The 16,687-nt window shown below is 49.8% G+C and carries 10 protein-coding genes and 2 tRNA genes; 5 read left to right on the top strand and 7 right to left on the bottom strand.

Going from position 1 to position 16,687, the window contains the following annotated elements; all coding sequences use genetic code 11:
- Window positions 1-350 precede the first annotated feature (350 nt).
- Complete coding sequence (locus IMY23_RS16485; RefSeq protein ID WP_192823135.1) at window positions 351-3,218, top strand: T9SS type A sorting domain-containing protein; 2,868 nt, start codon at window positions 351-353, stop codon at window positions 3,216-3,218.
- A 242-nt stretch (window positions 3,219-3,460) separates the two neighbouring features.
- Here IMY23_RS16485 and IMY23_RS16480 read toward each other — a convergent pair whose 3' ends face one another.
- Window positions 3,461-3,937 (bottom strand): hypothetical protein, encoded by a 477-nt coding sequence (locus tag IMY23_RS16480; protein ID WP_192823134.1) that lies wholly within the window; start codon window positions 3,935-3,937, stop codon window positions 3,461-3,463.
- Between the two features lie 277 nt (window positions 3,938-4,214).
- Between IMY23_RS16480 and IMY23_RS16475 the strand changes: the two genes are divergently transcribed.
- Window positions 4,215-5,600: an aldehyde dehydrogenase gene (locus IMY23_RS16475; RefSeq protein ID WP_192823133.1), complete on the top strand. Its 1,386-nt coding sequence runs from the start codon at window positions 4,215-4,217 to the stop codon at window positions 5,598-5,600.
- A gap of 39 nt (window positions 5,601-5,639) precedes the next feature.
- Here IMY23_RS16475 and IMY23_RS16470 read toward each other — a convergent pair whose 3' ends face one another.
- Together IMY23_RS16470 and IMY23_RS16465 are read right to left on the bottom strand one after the other, a co-directional pair.
- Window positions 5,640-6,416: a sterol desaturase family protein gene (locus tag IMY23_RS16470; RefSeq protein WP_192823132.1), complete on the bottom strand. Its 777-nt coding sequence runs from the start codon at window positions 6,414-6,416 to the stop codon at window positions 5,640-5,642.
- A 32-nt stretch (window positions 6,417-6,448) separates the two neighbouring features.
- Window positions 6,449-6,871, bottom strand: a complete 423-nt coding sequence (locus IMY23_RS16465) for an STAS/SEC14 domain-containing protein (RefSeq protein ID WP_192823131.1) — start codon at window positions 6,869-6,871, stop codon at window positions 6,449-6,451.
- A 348-nt stretch (window positions 6,872-7,219) separates the two neighbouring features.
- On the opposite strand from IMY23_RS16465, the gene IMY23_RS16460 reads away from it, so the two are divergent.
- The 3 genes from IMY23_RS16460 to IMY23_RS16450 are packed head-to-tail and all read left to right on the top strand — an operon-like array spanning window position 7,220 to window position 11,434.
- Complete coding sequence (locus tag IMY23_RS16460) at window positions 7,220-8,737, top strand: ankyrin repeat domain-containing protein (protein ID WP_225986531.1); 1,518 nt, start codon at window positions 7,220-7,222, stop codon at window positions 8,735-8,737.
- A 4-nt stretch (window positions 8,738-8,741) separates the two neighbouring features.
- Window positions 8,742-9,224, top strand: a complete 483-nt coding sequence (locus IMY23_RS16455; RefSeq protein ID WP_192823130.1) for a DUF2271 domain-containing protein — start codon at window positions 8,742-8,744, stop codon at window positions 9,222-9,224.
- Window positions 9,225-9,238: 14 nt separating this feature from the next.
- The gene (locus IMY23_RS16450) at window positions 9,239-11,434 is read left to right on the top strand and encodes a PepSY domain-containing protein (protein WP_192823129.1); all 2,196 of its coding nucleotides are present in this window, start codon (window positions 9,239-9,241) and stop codon (window positions 11,432-11,434) included.
- Window positions 11,435-11,772: 338 nt separating this feature from the next.
- On the opposite strand, the gene IMY23_RS16445 is transcribed toward IMY23_RS16450, so the two are convergent.
- The 4 genes from IMY23_RS16445 to mutS form a co-directional block, all read right to left on the bottom strand.
- Complete coding sequence (locus tag IMY23_RS16445; protein ID WP_225986530.1) at window positions 11,773-12,768, bottom strand: FAD:protein FMN transferase; 996 nt, start codon at window positions 12,766-12,768, stop codon at window positions 11,773-11,775.
- A 143-nt stretch (window positions 12,769-12,911) separates the two neighbouring features.
- Window positions 12,912-12,995: transfer RNA gene (locus IMY23_RS16440), tRNA-Leu, on the bottom strand.
- A 76-nt stretch (window positions 12,996-13,071) separates the two neighbouring features.
- Window positions 13,072-13,144: transfer RNA gene (locus IMY23_RS16435), tRNA-Gly, on the bottom strand.
- 404 nt (window positions 13,145-13,548) lie between these two features.
- The gene (gene mutS, locus IMY23_RS16430) at window positions 13,549-16,134 is read right to left on the bottom strand and encodes a DNA mismatch repair protein MutS (protein WP_192823811.1); all 2,586 of its coding nucleotides are present in this window, start codon (window positions 16,132-16,134) and stop codon (window positions 13,549-13,551) included.
- Window positions 16,135-16,687 lie beyond the last annotated feature (553 nt).

The following is a 16,687-nucleotide window of genomic DNA, read 5'->3' as shown; positions in this document are numbered from 1 at the left end:
CCGAGTTTTATAAATTCCTAATTATTAAAAAGCGACGCATTCATTGCGAAATATATTTTAGCTATTAAATCTTACGAAATCCTGTTTGAGAGGGAGGTAACCCACAGACGCCCCAAGCTTTATAAGCACAACTTGATTAATATATTTATATATATTTATTATATGAACTTAAGTAAGTATAAATACGTATTCCTGTCGAGTTGAACGGGCGCTTGCAAGAGGACTTCGCTTTTAGGTCAACCTTTACTTGCTTGCTGTTCCTCCCCAATATGATTCCACGGTTACTCTTATTGCTCTTAGCTTTCTTTTCTCTTTCTACCGCTAGTCAGGCAAACAAAAGCAGCTCTACCATGGCTCCTGAAAAGGGAGCACACTCCACTATACCTTTAGCTCCATCAGGTGTGTTTACAAAGGGTTCCCTATTCGGTGGAACGGATATCACCATTACCAACACAGCGACTGATCTGGCGCACTACAACAACACGAACACTACGTTTACCATTCTCATAACTAACCAGAATACAGGAAGCACGGCTATGGGGTTTGCTGTGGACATAGCAATTTCAGCTGGTCTCCAGTTTGTAAAAGCTACTCCTTCTAGCGGCACATATGATCCCTTGACTAACAGATGGTCACCTGACGATTTGGGTCCCCAAGCTACAGCAACCTTAATTTTAGAAGTAAAACCCATAGCCACCGGCGAGCAATTCACTACCTCAACCGTCATCAACACAGAATCTAACCCAGGGACAACAGGGAATTCAGCCACTGAGACAATTACAATAGAAGAAGCGGCTGATATTGAGCTTACCAGCCAAATATTGCCTAATGCTGGGCCATATTATTTAGGAGACGTTGTCTCCTTAACCGTAAATGCGGCTAACGTTGGTCCAAACAATGCCACTGATGTGGTGATACTGGAGTCTTTACCAGCTGGGGCAACGCTAATCAGCGCTACACCTTCATTGGGTACTACCTATGTCAACGGCATCTGGACCATTGGCGCGTTGGCCTCTAATACAAGCGCCTCTTTGGTGCTTACGGTGAGACTTACCTCATTTGGTGACCAAACCAATGTAGCCTCTAAAACTAATTCGGCTCCTTTTGACCCTAACGGTGCAAACACCGCAGGCGGCAACAACACCACTACCCTTACCTTCACTGTAGAAGACCGTGAGGCGGAGTATACCATTGAAATCCCCAGCCAACATTTCTATAAATTCAATAACAATGATATTATAGGCCAAGCCATAGACGGAGACGGCACCATTGTATCTGCATCTTTAGTCAACGGCGACGTTTTACCGGCGGGCACCAGTTTGCAAGCCAATGGTAACTTGGTGGTGAGCAATAAATTCCTGCTTCGCCCCGAGACGTATGCCATTGATATTCAAACCACTGACAATGCAGGTGGCACTACTACCTCCACATTAGAGTTCGCCATCACTAGAGACTGGGATAATGATGGGGTGGTAGATTATACAGATGAAAACGACCCTGAGGGTGCAATAGCTGACTTGGATGATAATAATGACGGCATCACAGATTTCATTGCTAATCTTGGAGCGGCAGATGCTTTCTCAACTCAACCCGGCAGTAGCAATTTCACTTATGCTGACCAAACTTATACCCATCCAAGCTACGGTGCCTTCAGAGATAATAACAATGACGGCATCAATGACTGGTATGATATTGACCTAGACGGCATTGTCAACAGCTTAGACGTAGACATGGACGGCGACGGCATTACCAATGTTACCGAAGCCAATGGCGGCAAAAATCCTGATGCTACGCTCTATACGCATGCTTCAGGCACCATGGTAGTCTCCAATGATTACCCTGTGACAGACGATGGAATCCCAACCAGTGCCCTGAAAGCAGGTGCTACCCCAGAAGATGACCTGATTTCTATCTTCGCCATTATTACAACATCTGGAACTGGTCCGACTCAAACCCAGACCCAGACCAGTGGCTTAGAATACGTCCATTATATAAACACAGACAAAGACAAGTTCGCTGATTTCCATGACCTAGACACCGACAATGACGGTCTGCTAGACTTAATTGAAGCGCAGGCACCTTCGGTAAATACCGCTGGGTACAGGCCTGTGCTATTAACGGAAGAGGGCGAGAATGTTGACGCCGACCAGAACGGGTTGAATGATGAATTTGACACCGAAGAAGGGGGCGGACTTCCTTTGATCCCGGTGAACACAGACGCGGCCTATCTGAACCCAGATGCCATTCCAGATTACCTGGAACTTGACTCAGACGGTGACCTGGCACCAGATTATTACGAAGGCTTTGACTACAACCACAACGGCACGGCCATAGCTGAACTGATTGCTTTAGGTCAGGCTTTCAATGACCGTACTGGCACCACTTATTATGGCAGCTCAGATTTAGGTGGCCAAGTGACTACGACTGACGGAGTGACTACAAACAACCCAAATACTATTCCTGACTGGTTAGATCAGAGCGCCAATGGCTTACCCAACTTCCTTGACCCTGTATTCGGGGGCCAATATTACCGTGACACTGACCAAGACGGCTTGGTGGACTTATATGACACTGATAACGGCGGTATTACACCTATTCCTGCACAGATAATAGACGCTCCTTTACCAGACTTCAGAGACCAGACCGTGAACAACGGAACAGGCCCAGGCGGAGTGACATTGCCGGTAACCCTGAAAAGCTTTACAGGCCAGGCACAACCCAACGGCGTATTGCTCACATGGGTAACCGCCTCAGAGAAAGACAATGACTTCTTTGAAGTGCAACGCAGCGTAGACGGCAAGACCTTCCAGGTGATTGGGAACGTGAAAGGCAGCGGCACTACTACTATTGAAGCTCGTTACAGTCTATTAGATGTAAACCAAGCCGCTGGCACGGTGTATTACCGCCTGCGCCAGGTAGACTTTGATGGCAAAGACGAACTCAGCAAGATAGTAGTGGTGAAAGGCACTCAACTGCCGGTGACGGCCAACGCCTACCCTAACCCCACCACCGGCTTGGTGCAGCTCACCTTTACCGGAACTTCCGGCAGTAAGGCTACGGCAACCATACAAGGCATCACTGGGAAAGTATACGCCGCCCAGGCAGTCACCCTTGGGTCAGGTCAGACACTGGATTTAAGCAATCTGCCTGCCGGAACGTATATCGTGAAAATCACTGGCGAAGGTTTCTCCACAGTTCTGAGAATCATTAAGCAGTAACTGATTTATTTACGGGCAAAAAGAAAGGCACCCAAATGGGTGCCTTTCTTTTTGCCAACTGCTCAAGCTTACATTCCATTTTGTAAAGAGACATTAAACTACCACACGGCAATTACCTTTAAAAAAAATTTCCGTTTTCGGGCTCATTTCTGGAAATGAGCCCGAAAACGGAAATTTTGGTTTTACCTTCCTCTATGGCATCCACCTTTTTGGCAATACCAGGAAGCACAAAGGTGAGATTGTTAAAGCTCGTCTTCCAGATAATAGTCACCCACGTGGCCTTCTGCTTTCTCATCACTGAAACGGGCAATGTCTTTCATGAAGTTGTCATGGATCTCCTTTACTTTGGGTGATGCGCTGACGTGCTTCTTAAGGACTTTGGCAATGAGGCTGGCTTCTTCCAGGTAGAAAATCTCATCTACCGCGCCCTGTTTGTCTGAGTCTATCTGCAGCAGCTCGGCCTGCAGGTCCATCAAGGTGGGGTCATCTTCGCCGTACATGATCAGGGTACCGTGCAGTTTGCTCAGCATCTCATTGAAGAGCTCGCCTTCATACGGCAGGTTCACTTCCTCGTCATCATCTGGCCCAAAACCTCCTTTCCCGCCACCTAGCAGGTCATCGTCATCATCGTCCAGAGAAAATTCGTCGTCTAGGTGGTTGCTGTTGAAGTCGTCTTCATCATAGCCATACTCATCATCATAATTGCTGCGTGGTGCCATGTCTGTTCTGTTTAATTCACGGTAGATAAATGCTTTCCTCCTTACCAAAAATAGTTTCCTTCTTACGCAAATGCCCTTAAGGGAGGTAGTCAAATCTGCGTAAACTTCGCGGTTTTTTTCAGGCTTCTGGTAGGTTCAGCAAAAATAGACTAAAAACAATTTGCTTCCCCGTTTGGGGCAAAAAAACAAAAAATGTCCCCTAACCCTTCTGCATAGTGATCTGCCTGGCTTTCGGCTGCGTACAGGATACTATCTTGCCTATCAACAATTATCCATTATGACAAATCAGGTTGATCTTACCACGCTGGTCATGCGGCAGAAGACCTTTTTTCGGCAGGGCTACACCCGTACCTACGCCTTCAGAAAAGAGATGCTACTGCGGCTGCAGCAGGCCATACAAACTGAAGAAAAGAACATCATCTCTGCCTTGGCGGAGGACTTCGGCAAGCCTGCCTTTGAAACTTACGCCACTGAGATTGCCATACTGCTGGCCGAAATCAAATTCACTCTTAAGCATCTCCATAAATGGATGAAGCCCAAACGAGTGCGCCCTAGCCTTCTCAATTTCCCTTCAAAAGATGCGGTCTACTCAGAACCTTTGGGCGTTTCCTTGATCATTGGTGCCTGGAACTACCCTTTTCAGCTTACCCTGGCCCCGGTGATAGGTGCTATTGCCGCCGGCTGCTGCTCAATTTTGAAACCATCAGAACTCACCCCTGCCACCAGCGCAGTGACCGCTGCCTTGCTGCAATCCCACTTTCCGGCAGAGTATATCACGGTGGTGGAAGGTGGGGCCGAAACAAGCCAAGCTTTATTGCAACTACCTTTTGACAAAATATTTTTCACCGGAAGCGTACCAGTAGGCAAGCTGGTGGCCCAGGCCGCAGCGCAACAGCTTATACCCGTAACGTTGGAACTGGGTGGCAAAAGCCCTTGCCTCATTGATGAAACCGCTGATTTGCAGGTGGCGGCCCGCCGCATTGTCTGGGGGAAATTCATCAATGCCGGTCAAACGTGCGTAGCCCCAGATTATCTGCTTGTGCAGGAAACCGTCATGCCCTCTTTTCTAGAACAGTTAAAAAAAACAATTGCTCAATTTTACGGGCAAGACCCGGCCCAAAGCCCAGATTATGCCCGTATTATCAATGACCGGCACTTTACCCGCCTTACTGAGATCCTGAAAACCTGCGTTGTTTTTACTGGGGGAGAAACAGATGCGGCCAAACGCTACATTGCCCCTACGGTGGTAACGGAGGTGACTTGGCAACACCCTATCATGCAGGAAGAAATCTTTGGTCCAATTCTGCCGGTAATGCCTTTCCAAAACCTGACAGAAGCCATTGCCCAGGTAAACGCTCAGCCTAAACCGCTGGCGCTGTATTTCTTCTCCAATTCTACACAGGCGCAGGAACAGGTGTTGGCGCAGACATCTTCTGGTGGAGCTTGCATCAATGAGACCGTGTCTCACCTGGCTAATCCACGCCTTCCCTTTGGCGGAGTTGGTACCAGCGGGCAGGGCAGCTACCATGGCAAATACAGTTTTGATGCGTTTTCGCACCAGAAAAGTGTGCTCCACAAAACATTCTGGCCAGACGTACCTTTGCGTTACCCGCCCTACCTTAACAAAATGAATTGGATGAAAAAGGTGTTCAGGTGGCTCTAAGCTGTTTGCCCATCCTAGTATTAGGCTGTCCCTTTTTTTTTATGCTGAATGAGTAGCTTTCTTCTCTGACGGTGGTGCCACCAATTTTGCCAGGGTTTCATCATACCTGGCATGAGTGGTTCCCAGCCATTCATCCCAGCACCTGAAATATAGCCCGTAATTCCCTTTGAAGAATTTGTGGTGCATGTTGTGGTTGGTAGACGTGTTAAACCAGCGGCCCAAGCGGCTATTCACCAGCCAGGCCGGATAAATTTCATAGCCCAAGTGCCCATACACATTATACACCGTCATAAAAAACAGGAATGCCACAATGGCCAGCGGGTGCATGGGAATCAGGAACGCGACCACAAAGATAATCCCGCCCTCCACCACGGCTTCCAGCGGGCTGAAAGAAAACGCCGCCCACGGCGAAGGGTTCACTGATTGGTGGTGCGTGAGATGAAAGGCCCTGAACAGTTTAGGGTGGTGCATCAGCCGGTGTGTCCAATAAAAATAGGTGTCATGGATCACCAAGGCCAACACCACACTCAGCCCAAAATAAGCCCACCCGTATTTGGAAACCTCTGTATAGATCTGGGTGTAGGGCTGCACAGCCTCAGAGGACAGTACCACGCCATAGAAGGCAAAGACCAAAAACGTGAAGAGGGAGTGTCCCACCTCGCGCAAATAGTCTTTCTGTTTAGGGAGTAAAGGCTGAATTTTACGCCGGGCCAGTTTCTTGTGAAGGCAAACATACACTAGCAGGAACGCCCCACCTGCAATAACCAGGTATCTGATTGCCAGAACCGCATAGAAAAGCCAGAACTGCGCCTGCATGCTTTAAACTTTTAGAGTTAAATAGTACCTTCTTACCTGGCAACAGGGTCCAGATAGGGCTTGGCCAGCCATGCCTGGGCGGCCTGCAAATCTTGGAAGACTTCGGCTTTGAACGACACCAGTTTTTTGCTGAAGTCCCCTGCGGTGGTATCTGCTAAGCTTTCTGGGGCGGCCACCATGGCAAAATACCTGAGGCCCGCCTGCGCCGCTTTAGGTGCCCACTCGTTCAACACCCAGTCAATGGAATGGTCCCAAGACCCGATCACCGCTCTGGTGTCATTGAGTACCCGGTTGAAATTGGCCTGCTGCAACACCTCTACGTACGCCTTGGCGCCGGTGCGCAAATTTTCTGGGGTAAGATACCCTTTCCAACTCACCTGCACCCATTTGTTTACTGCGTCTGTTTTAATGGTTAAATATACTTTCCCAAACGAGTTGGTGAGTTCCTGAATCATAAAATGAATGCTGCTTGTGATTGTTAAATCTAAAAAATTGGAAAGCCTTTTTTGCAAGCCGATAACACAGAATTTTCGCCAGAAATTTCATCATTTGCAGATTTCCACTGGATTTTTTTCACCCATCATTGGCAATATAAACGGTCAACAAACATTAGGCAAAACAAGATCGCTAAACCATTCTGCTCGTAAGCCAAGGCCCCTCCCCAACGCCCTTTCTGGTGACACTAGCTAGAAGAAAATTCCAGAAGAAGCCTTTAGTTTTCGTTTCACTTGCTATATTTGTCATTATTTTGAATTAGTCTAAATAATCAAAGCGCCTAAGCGTTACCTTGGTAGCCCTTGGCCATGACCACAACTTCTACTACCATTATGAAAAAATTTCTGCTGCTCACGTTTCTGCTGGCCACGTTTGGGGTGAAGGCCCAACAGGCGAATACGCTGCTTGACCAGGCTTTCTGGAAAGCGAAACCAGACGTAGCCGCCGTACAGGCAGAGATAGCCAGAGGCAACAGCGCCTCCGCTTTCAACCCGGGCCTGTTTGACGCCACCGTGCTGGCCATCAACAATGACGCCCCCAACGCCACCATTAAATTCCTGCTGGCGCAACCGGGCAACCCTGTCAAGAAACTCACCCATGACGGCCGCATCTACCTGCACTGGGCCGCCAACAGAGGAAACGTGGAAATAGTGGAGCACCTGCTCTCCAAAGGCGCCGACATAAACCTGGGAGATAGTAACGGCAACACGCCCCTGGCTTTCGCGGCTAACGGGGGGCAAAGCAACCCAGCTATCTATGAAGCCTTTTTCAAGGCCGGGCTAGACGTTAAAAAGAAGTACAAAGACGGCGCTAACCTGTTACTCTTAGGCATTGCCAATGACAGTGACTTCAAACTCACCAATTACCTTGTCTCCAAAGGCTTGTCTTTAACAGATGTAGACGATGACGGCAACACCGCTTTCAACTACGCAGCCAGAACCGCTAATGTAACTTTCTTGAAGAACCTGGTGCAAAAAGGCGTAAAATATACTGATAACGCTGTAGTGATGGCGGCTCAGGGTAGTCGGCGTGGCGCTAACACGTTGCCTGTTTTCAAGTACTTGGTAGAGGACCTGAAACTGAAACCTACGTTTGCGGACAAAGACGGCGAAACTGCTTTACATGCTCTGGCGCGCAGACCCAACCAAACCGAGTTAGTCTCTTATTTTCTGACCAGGGGCGCAGATGTGAACAAACCTAACAAAGCTGGAATTACTCCATTTATGAACGCCGCGGCGGGTAAAGACTTAGCGTTAGTAGAACTTCTATTGCCCAAAGTGCAGAACATCAACGCCGTGAACGCCAAAAATGAATCTGCCTTGACCATGGCCGTAAAAAGCAGCTCACCCGAGGTTGTTTCTTTTCTGCTCAGCAAAGGCGCAGACTCCAAAGTGCAGGACAAAGACGGAAACAACCTGGCCTACTATTTGATACAGTCATACGCAGTGCCTAGAGGCGGAGCCCCGGCAGGCGCACCAGATGAATTTGGAGCCAAGATGCAGGCCCTGCAAGAGAAAGGCGTCAATTTGGTGGCCCCTCAGAAAGACGGCAGCACCTTGTACCATGCGGCCATCATTAAAAATGACCTGGCCTTGCTCAAGCGCCTGGCTCCTTTGAACATTGATGTGAACGCCAAAAACAAAGAAGGTATTACGGTGCTGCACAAAGCGGCCATGCTATCCAAAGACGACACCATTTTGAAATACCTGGTATCTATTGGCGCCAAGAAAGACATTGCCACAGAGTTTGATGAAACGGCTTATTCCCTGGCCAAGGAAAACGAGCTCCTGAGCAAAAACAACGTATCTATTGATTTTTTAAAATAACAGAATGACTTCATTTCTTAGATTTGGCTTAGTAGTGTTGCTGGCAGGCCTTTTTTCATTCCAAGCTTCGGCACAAACGTCTAAGTACAAGTGTCTGCTGCAGATGTCTAACTACGTGGGCGAAGAAGCCTATATAGTAGTGTCGCTCATCAACCCGAAGGGTCAATATGAAAAGACACTGTACGTGATGGGCCCAGACAAGCGCTGGTACAACAGCCTGAAAGAGTGGCACAAGTTCCAGACCAGGAAAAAAGCCAACATCAGTGCCATTACGGGGGCTTCCGTGGCTGGCGGTGACCGCAGCGTAACCGTGTTTGAGATTGAGACGGCCAAAATCAACAAGAATTACAAACTGCGCTTTGAGACCTCTGTGGAAGACAAGGAATACTACGTGAAAGACCTGGAGATTCCCTTGACCACTGAAGCACTTTCTGGCAAGAACGACGGCACTGGTTTTATCCGCTACGTGCGTTTCAGCGCTAATTGACCTGACCCACCCGCATGACCATTTCCATCTGGAGATACAGCCACTTAGCCCTGGCTGTATCTTCTTTTCTTTTTCTAGCCCTGGCAGCCATCACCGGCACTATTCTGGCCCTGGAGCCCGTAGCCGAGAAACTGCAGCCCTACAAGGTAGACGGCACGGAGCAACGCACCTTGGCCCAGACCCTACCGCTTCTCAAGGAAAAACACCCTGGCATTTCTAACCTGTTGGTGAACGTGCACGGATTTGTGCAGGTAAAGGGCAGCAATGAAGAGGGAGAGAACATTGAAGTCTATGTAAACCCAAGTACCGGGGCGATTTTAGGCACGCCTGAAAAACAGAGCGAGTTCTTCCAGTGGACCACCAACCTGCACCGCTCTCTGTTCTTTAAAGAGACCGGCCGGTTTATCATCGGGCTTACTTCTTTTTTGTTGTTGCTGATTACTGTATCGGGCACCATGCTCATTCTTCAGCGGCAGCGGGGCTTCAAGTGCTTTTTTACCAGAATAGTCAAAGACAGCTTCGCGCAGTACTACCACGTGGTGCTGGGCCGGTTGTCATTGATTCCCATCTTTATCATCGCGCTGAGCGGCACCTATCTTTCCCTGGCTCGGTTTGAGCTAATTCCTGCCGAGAAAACTTCTATGCAGGTGGACTATGATGCCATTAAAACCCAGCCTGCTAAATCATATTCAGACTTTCCTATCTTCCAGGAAACATCTTTGAGCGAGGTTCTGGAAGTTGAATTCCCGTTCTCTGAGGACCCGGAAGATTATTTTACGCTCAAGCTAAAAGACCGCGAAGTGGCGGTTAACCAAATCACCGGCGACATTCTCAGCGAAGCCAAGTACCCCACCGCCCAACTGCTCACCACCCTGAGCCTGGACTGGCACACCGGCCGAACCAGCATAGTATGGGCCCTTATTTTGGCGGTGGCCTGCGGCAATATACTGTTCTTTATTTACTCTGGGTTTGCCATCACGTTAAAACGAAGAGGCAACCGCGTTAAGAACAACTACACGGCAGAGGAAAGTCATTTTGTTATTTTAGTGGGCTCAGAGAACGGCAGCACCTTCCGGTTTGCGCAGGCCATTCACCAGCAATTGCTCAAACAGAGAAAGAAATCATTTATCACTGAACTGAACCAATACCAGGTATTTCCAGCCGCCCAACATTTGCTGGTGCTTACGGCCACCTATGGCCTGGGCGATGCCCCTACCAATGCGCAGAAGTTCGGGGCGCTGCTCCAGAAGTTCCCGCAGGCCAAGCCGGTCCAGTTCTCTGTGCTGGGGTTTGGGTCGCACGCATACCCAGATTTCTGCCAGTATGCTTTTGAAGTGCACCAAGCGTTGACCCAGCAAGAATGGGCCACACCGGCAGTGGACATCCATACCGTGAATGATAGGTCTCCGGAGGAATTCAAGTTGTGGGCCGAGGCCTGGTCCCAGCAGAGCGGGATTCAGCTGACCGTTCTGCCGGAGCTGCTTCAGCCGCATACCAAACGCCTGGAAACGCTTACCGTCACCAGCAACACCGGCACGCCCCAATCTGAGGGCACTTTCTTGCTCAGGCTGAAGCCAACCAGAAAACTGAAAATTACTTCCGGCGATTTGCTGGCTATTTATCCGGCCAATGACCACCGTGAGCGGCTTTACTCGCTGGGCGTGGTGGACCAGGAATTACAGATAAGCGTCAGGTTACACCCCAACGGCATCGGCTCTGAGCTCCTGCACCGTCTAAAGACCGGCGACACGCTACAGGCGCGCATTGTCCAAAACCCCCATTTCCATTTCCCTGAAAAGGCGCCACAGGTGGTCATGATTGCCAACGGCACCGGTATTGGCCCGTTTTTGGGCATGCTTCATCAGAACCGCCAGAAAACCCCAATCCATCTCTACTGCGGTTTCAGGAACAGCGCCTCCTTTGCCCTTTACCAGCCGTTCCTGCAACAATACCAGGCTAGTCAACACTTGACTACCCTACAAGTGGCCCTCTCCCGCGAAGCGGAAAAGCACTACGTGAATGATGTCTTACAGCGAGACGCCGAGAAACTTTCCCAAACCTTGGTAACGGGTGGCATAATTATGATTTGCGGTTCTTTGGCCATGCAGAAAGACGTGTTGGCTCTGCTAGAAACCATTTGCCAGGCGCAGTCCGGCGAAAGCATCAGCCACTACCAAGCCCACGGCCAAATCCTGACGGACTGCTATTAAAGCCCAATTCCCGTTTTCGGCCTCATTTCTCAAAACGAAGCCAAATACAGGAATGGAGCAAGTCAGAAGATGACATGAACGGAAAGGCATTTCTAAGGCCTTGATAAACAACCTTATGAAATCAATTTGACCTGATTGAAGCTTGTGCCGTTTTCGGGCTCATTTCTGGAAATGAAGCCGAAAACGGAAGTCCCATTTCCGCTCTTTCCGTTTTCCCCGAGATTACTACAGAAAGGTTCTCGCTGCTTTCAGTCTGTCAGCGCTCGCTTTTACCGGATAAGTTCATCGAACTTTATTCTGAATTAGATATCGCCCAGCGACTTAAACCCAACCTTTGCTTACAATTTGAACTGACTTAAATCTAGGTTTGGGGAGGTAATGACTTCTCCTTTGTCTGTTATAAGGAGGCAGCGGTAATTGGGGTATTTCTTCAGAAGTTTCAGGCCCTTCTTCTGTCCCAAGACCATGATGGACGTACTGAACCCATTGGCAATCTCGGCGCTGGGCCCAAACACCGTGACGCTGGTGAGCCCTGTCACCGGGTAACCCGTGGCCGGATTGATGATGTGGGAATAGCGCTTTCCGTTGAACTCCACAAACTTTTCGTAGCTGCCCGAGGTCACCACCGCGCCTTCCTTGAGCGGTACCACGGCCAACAGCGTGTCTCTGTCCAGGGGGTTGGTGATACCGATCATCCAGTCGGTGCCGTCTGGCTGTGTGCCCCAGGTGGTCATGTCCCCGGAGCCGTTCACAATACCTGCTTTGATGCCTTTGGCCAGCATCAGGTCACGGCAACGGTCAGTGGCATAGCCTTCGCCCAGCGCCCCGAAGCCAATTTTCATGCCCTTCTTCTTCAGGAAAATAGTAGAGTTCTTCTTGTCTAGGATGATGTTCTTGTAGCCTACTTTCTCCACTGATTTCTTCACCGCTTCTGGGCTGGGCATCGCCTCCATAGATCCATCAAACTTCCAGATAAGGTCCATGGCCGCAAAACTGATGTCAAAGCCACCCTTCGTTATTTTGGAGAGACAAAGCGCCCGTTCCGTCAAAGCGAACACTTCTGCGTCTACCTGCACCGGTGCAATGCCCGCCATTCTGTTCACTTCAGAAATCTGCGTCTCTGGAATCCAGTCAGAAATCAAGTGCTCGATTCTGGTCACCTCGGCCACCACTTCGTCAATGCTCTTTTCTGCGGTAGCCTTGTCAGCGGCCACAATGGAAATATCAAACCGGCTCCCCATGAGTTTTACCGTGCGCTTACGGAGGACTTGGGCTTGGGTGGTGAAGGTTAGGAGAAGGAAAAGCAGGAGGAGATGGGAATGTTTTGCGCGCATTACTATTAAAATTTTCTGTAAGCTTCAGAAAAATAGCTTCAACTTTACTAACGGCGCCAATTTAAAGATATTCCTCAGTTTAACTTCTTAATTGGCAAAAACAAAAGAGCCACTTCTATACTAGAAGCGGCTCTTTTGTTTTGTACCAGGAGCGGGAATCGAACCCGCACTTCCTAATGGAAACAAGATTTTAAGTCTTGCGTGTCTACCAGTTCCACCATCCCGGCGACCTCGTCTTTCTGGCGAAAAACGAAATAGGCAGATAAAGAAAAGACGTCACCGAGGCAACGTCTTTTTTCTTTGAGCGAAAGACGGGGTTCGAACCCGCGACCTCGACCTTGGCAAGGTCGCGCTCTACCAACTGAGCTACTTTCGCGTTTTACTAATCCGCTGTTTGAATTAGTGATACAAAGGTAAACACAAAATCCCTTTTGTCAAGAGCCCAGCCCAAAAAAATCTTCTAAAACCGCTAATCCCGCTGAAAATCAGGCAGAAATTTTTCTGTTCAGCCCTTGTCCGGAGAGTTTTTAGCTCCGTTTCCAGAAATGAGCCCGAAAACGCAGGAGCCCAGTTCCTTCTCCCTTTGGGAGAAGGTTAGGATGAGGGTGCAACTTTCAGGTTGGCCTGATCATGAGCCATTGCTCTTTGAAATCTCCCTCACCCTAGCCCTCTCCCAGAGGGAGAAGAGATTTCTCGGTTCCCGTTTTTGGCCTCGTTCTTAAAAATGAGCACCAAAACAGAAACCCAAAGTCACCACCTACCTTATTTACTACTCAGGACTCATTTTTTGTCCACCAGCATCTTCAGCTCATTCAGCTTCAAGAGCGCTTCCACGGGGGTGATGGTGTTGATGTCCAGCTTTTCAAACATTTCTTTAATACGGACCAACTGCGGGTCGTTGAGTTCAAACATACTGAGTTGGTACGGCTGCTTGGGAAGGCTCTTCATGACCTCCTGCGGGTCTTGGTGCGGATGGCTTATCTTCTCCTGTTCCAGGTGGTGCATGATCTCGCTGGCGCGAATGACCACGGTGTTAGGCATGCCTGCCATCTGGGCCACCTGAATCCCGAAGCTGTGCGCGCTCCCGCCTTCCACCAGCTTGCGCATGAACAGAATCTTGCCGTTGCTCTCCTTCACGCTCACGTTGAAGTTGCGTACGCGCGGGAAATCTTCGGTGAGTTGGTTCAGTTCATGGTAATGCGTAGCGAACAACGTTTTAGCTCGTCCTTTGGGTGCGTTGTGCAAGTGCTCTACAATGGCCCAGGCAATGGAAATACCGTCATAGGTGCTGGTGCCGCGGCCAATCTCGTCCATCAAGACCAGACTTCTATCTGAGATATTATTGAGAATACTGGCCGTTTCGGTCATCTCCACCATAAAGGTACTTTCGCCCCGGCTAAGGTTATCTGAAGCACCCACGCGGGTGAAAATCTTGTCAATCACGCCAATATGGGCACTCTGCGCCGGCACGAAAGAGCCAATCTGCGCCATCAAGACAATCAAGGCCGTCTGCCGAAGCAAGGCACTTTTACCCGCCATGTTGGGGCCCGTGATGATGATGATTTGCTGCTCCTCGTTGTCCAGTGAGATATCATTGGGCACATACTGCTCGCCCGGCGGCAGCTGCTTTTCTATGACCGGATGCCGACCCTGTTTGATGTTGAGCACCGTGCTTTCGTCCACTTCGGGCTTTACGTAACCATTCTGTCGGGCCAGTTGCGCGAAGTTCGCCAGGCAGTCCAGCACGGCCAGGGCGCGGGCGTTCTGCAGAATTTGAGGCACAAACTCGGCGGCGCTCAGCATTAATTCATTGAAGATGCGCTGCTCAATCACAAACAAACGGTCCTCGGCGTGCAGGATTTTCTCTTCGTAGGTTTTAAGCTCTTCGGTAATGTAGCGCTCAGCATTTACTAGGGTTTGCTTTCTAATCCAGGAACTCGGCACTTTGTCTTTGTGTGCATGCGTGACCTCCAGAAAATACCCGAACACTTTGTTATAAGCAATCTTCAGGCTGGAAATACCGGTATTCTGCACTTCGCGCTGCTGAATCTGCAATAAGTAATCTTTCCCCGAGAACGCGATGGCGCGCAGTTCATCCAGTTCGGCGTCAATGCCGTCGTTGACCATGTTTCCCTGGTGCGTGAGCACAGGCGCGTCTGGCTTCAGGATCTTTTTGATTTCCTCGCGTATGCTTTCGCAGGGCAAGAGTTGGTCGGCTAGTTTCTGCAGGGCGGGTACGCCGCTCACGGCCAGAAGTTCCTTAATGGGCAACGTGGCCTCTAGCGCGCGCGACAATTGCAGCAACTCCCTCGGATTCACCCGGCGCACCGCCACCTTGGAGATTAAGCGCTCCAGGTCATGGATTTGTTTTAAATAATGGTTGATGTCCTGCAACAACTCAGGACGGTCCTGCAGCGCCTCCACGGTATCTAACCGTCGTCTTATTTGCGCGGCATCTTTGAGCGGCAACACCAGCCATTTACGGAGTTGCCGTGCGCCCATAGGCGTGATGGTGCGGTCCAGAATGTCAATCAGCGGCACGCCCTCGGGGTGCTGCGGAAAGATCAGCTCCAAGTTGCGCACCGTGAACCGGTCCAGCCACACGTATTTGTCTTCCTCCAGGCGGCTCAGCGCCGAAATGTGCCGAAGGTCATGGTGCTGCGTCTCGGCCATGTAATGCAGAATGGCACCGGCGGCGGTAATGCCTTCGGTCAAGCCTTCCACCCCAAAACCTTTCAAAGATTTTGTGTTCAGCTGTTTGGTGAGCAGGTCATGGCCGAAATCATAGCTGTACACCCATTCATCCAGCGCAAACTGACAAAAATCCGGCCCGAAGTTTTGCGCAAACGCTTCTTTCTGACCCTTGCAAAACAAGACCTCGGCGGGGCCGAAATTCTGGAGTAGTTTGCCCACATACCCAGCATCGCCTTGCGCCAACAGAAACTCGCCCGTAGAGGCATCCAAGAACGCAATGCCCACTTCGGCCTTCCCAAAATGCACCGAGGCCAAATAGTTGTTCCGTTTCTGGTCCAGCACCTGGTCATTAAATGACACGCCAGGCGTCACCAGCTCGGTCACGCCGCGCTTCACAATGCCTTTCACGGTTTTGGGGTCCTCCAACTGGTCGCAGATGGCCACCCTTTCACCGGCCCGCACCAACTTAGGCAGATACGTGTCTAAGCTGTGGTGCGGAAAGCCCGCCAGCGCCGTTTCAGACGCACTGCCGTTGCCTCGCTTGGTGAGCATGATGCCCAGAATTTTGCTGGCCTTGATGGCATCTTCCCCGAAGGTCTCGTAAAAGTCCCCCACCCTAAACAGCAGCAGCGCGCCCGGGTGCTTGGCTTTGATGGCATTGTACTGTTTCATCAGCGGCGTGGCGCTGAACTCGGCGGCTTTACTCAAAATTTAATGTGCTAATATGGTAATGTGCTGATGTGCTACTTTTTGGAAGAAGTCGCTTCAGCAGCTAATTTCTATCTTGGTTTCTGTTTTTGGCCTCAATTCTGAAAATGGAGCCAAAAACGAAACTTCACTTTTATTCTCAAGCCTTCTATGGCGCGGAAGTTTCTTCCGTGACTAATGATATACTAAAGTCACGGAAGAAACTTCCGCGCCATAGAAGGCTTTCTGCCTGCCGCAAGTTTAGCGCAAGCGTAACTTTTGGCTAAACACGTTGTAAGTTTATAACCACAAGTTACGCTTGCGCTAAACTTGCGGCAGTTCCAGGTTATTCAACCGCCGTAGCATTCCCCTACCCCTTCAAAGGGGGACGGAATGCGTGCAGTCAAATTCTGTTTTCGGCTTCATTTTCAGAAACGAGGCCAAAAACGCTGGACTAGCTTGCTTTGTCCTATCTTTGCAGTTGATTCGGCTTCGCCGATTACTCTTTTATTCGCCGATTATTCTTTTATATATGCGC

The organism is Rufibacter sp. LB8, from assembly GCF_014876185.1.
Lineage (GTDB): Bacteria > Bacteroidota > Bacteroidia > Cytophagales > Hymenobacteraceae > Nibribacter.
Note: the sequence above shows the minus strand (reverse complement) of the source record. Positions and strands in the feature narration are given on the sequence as shown.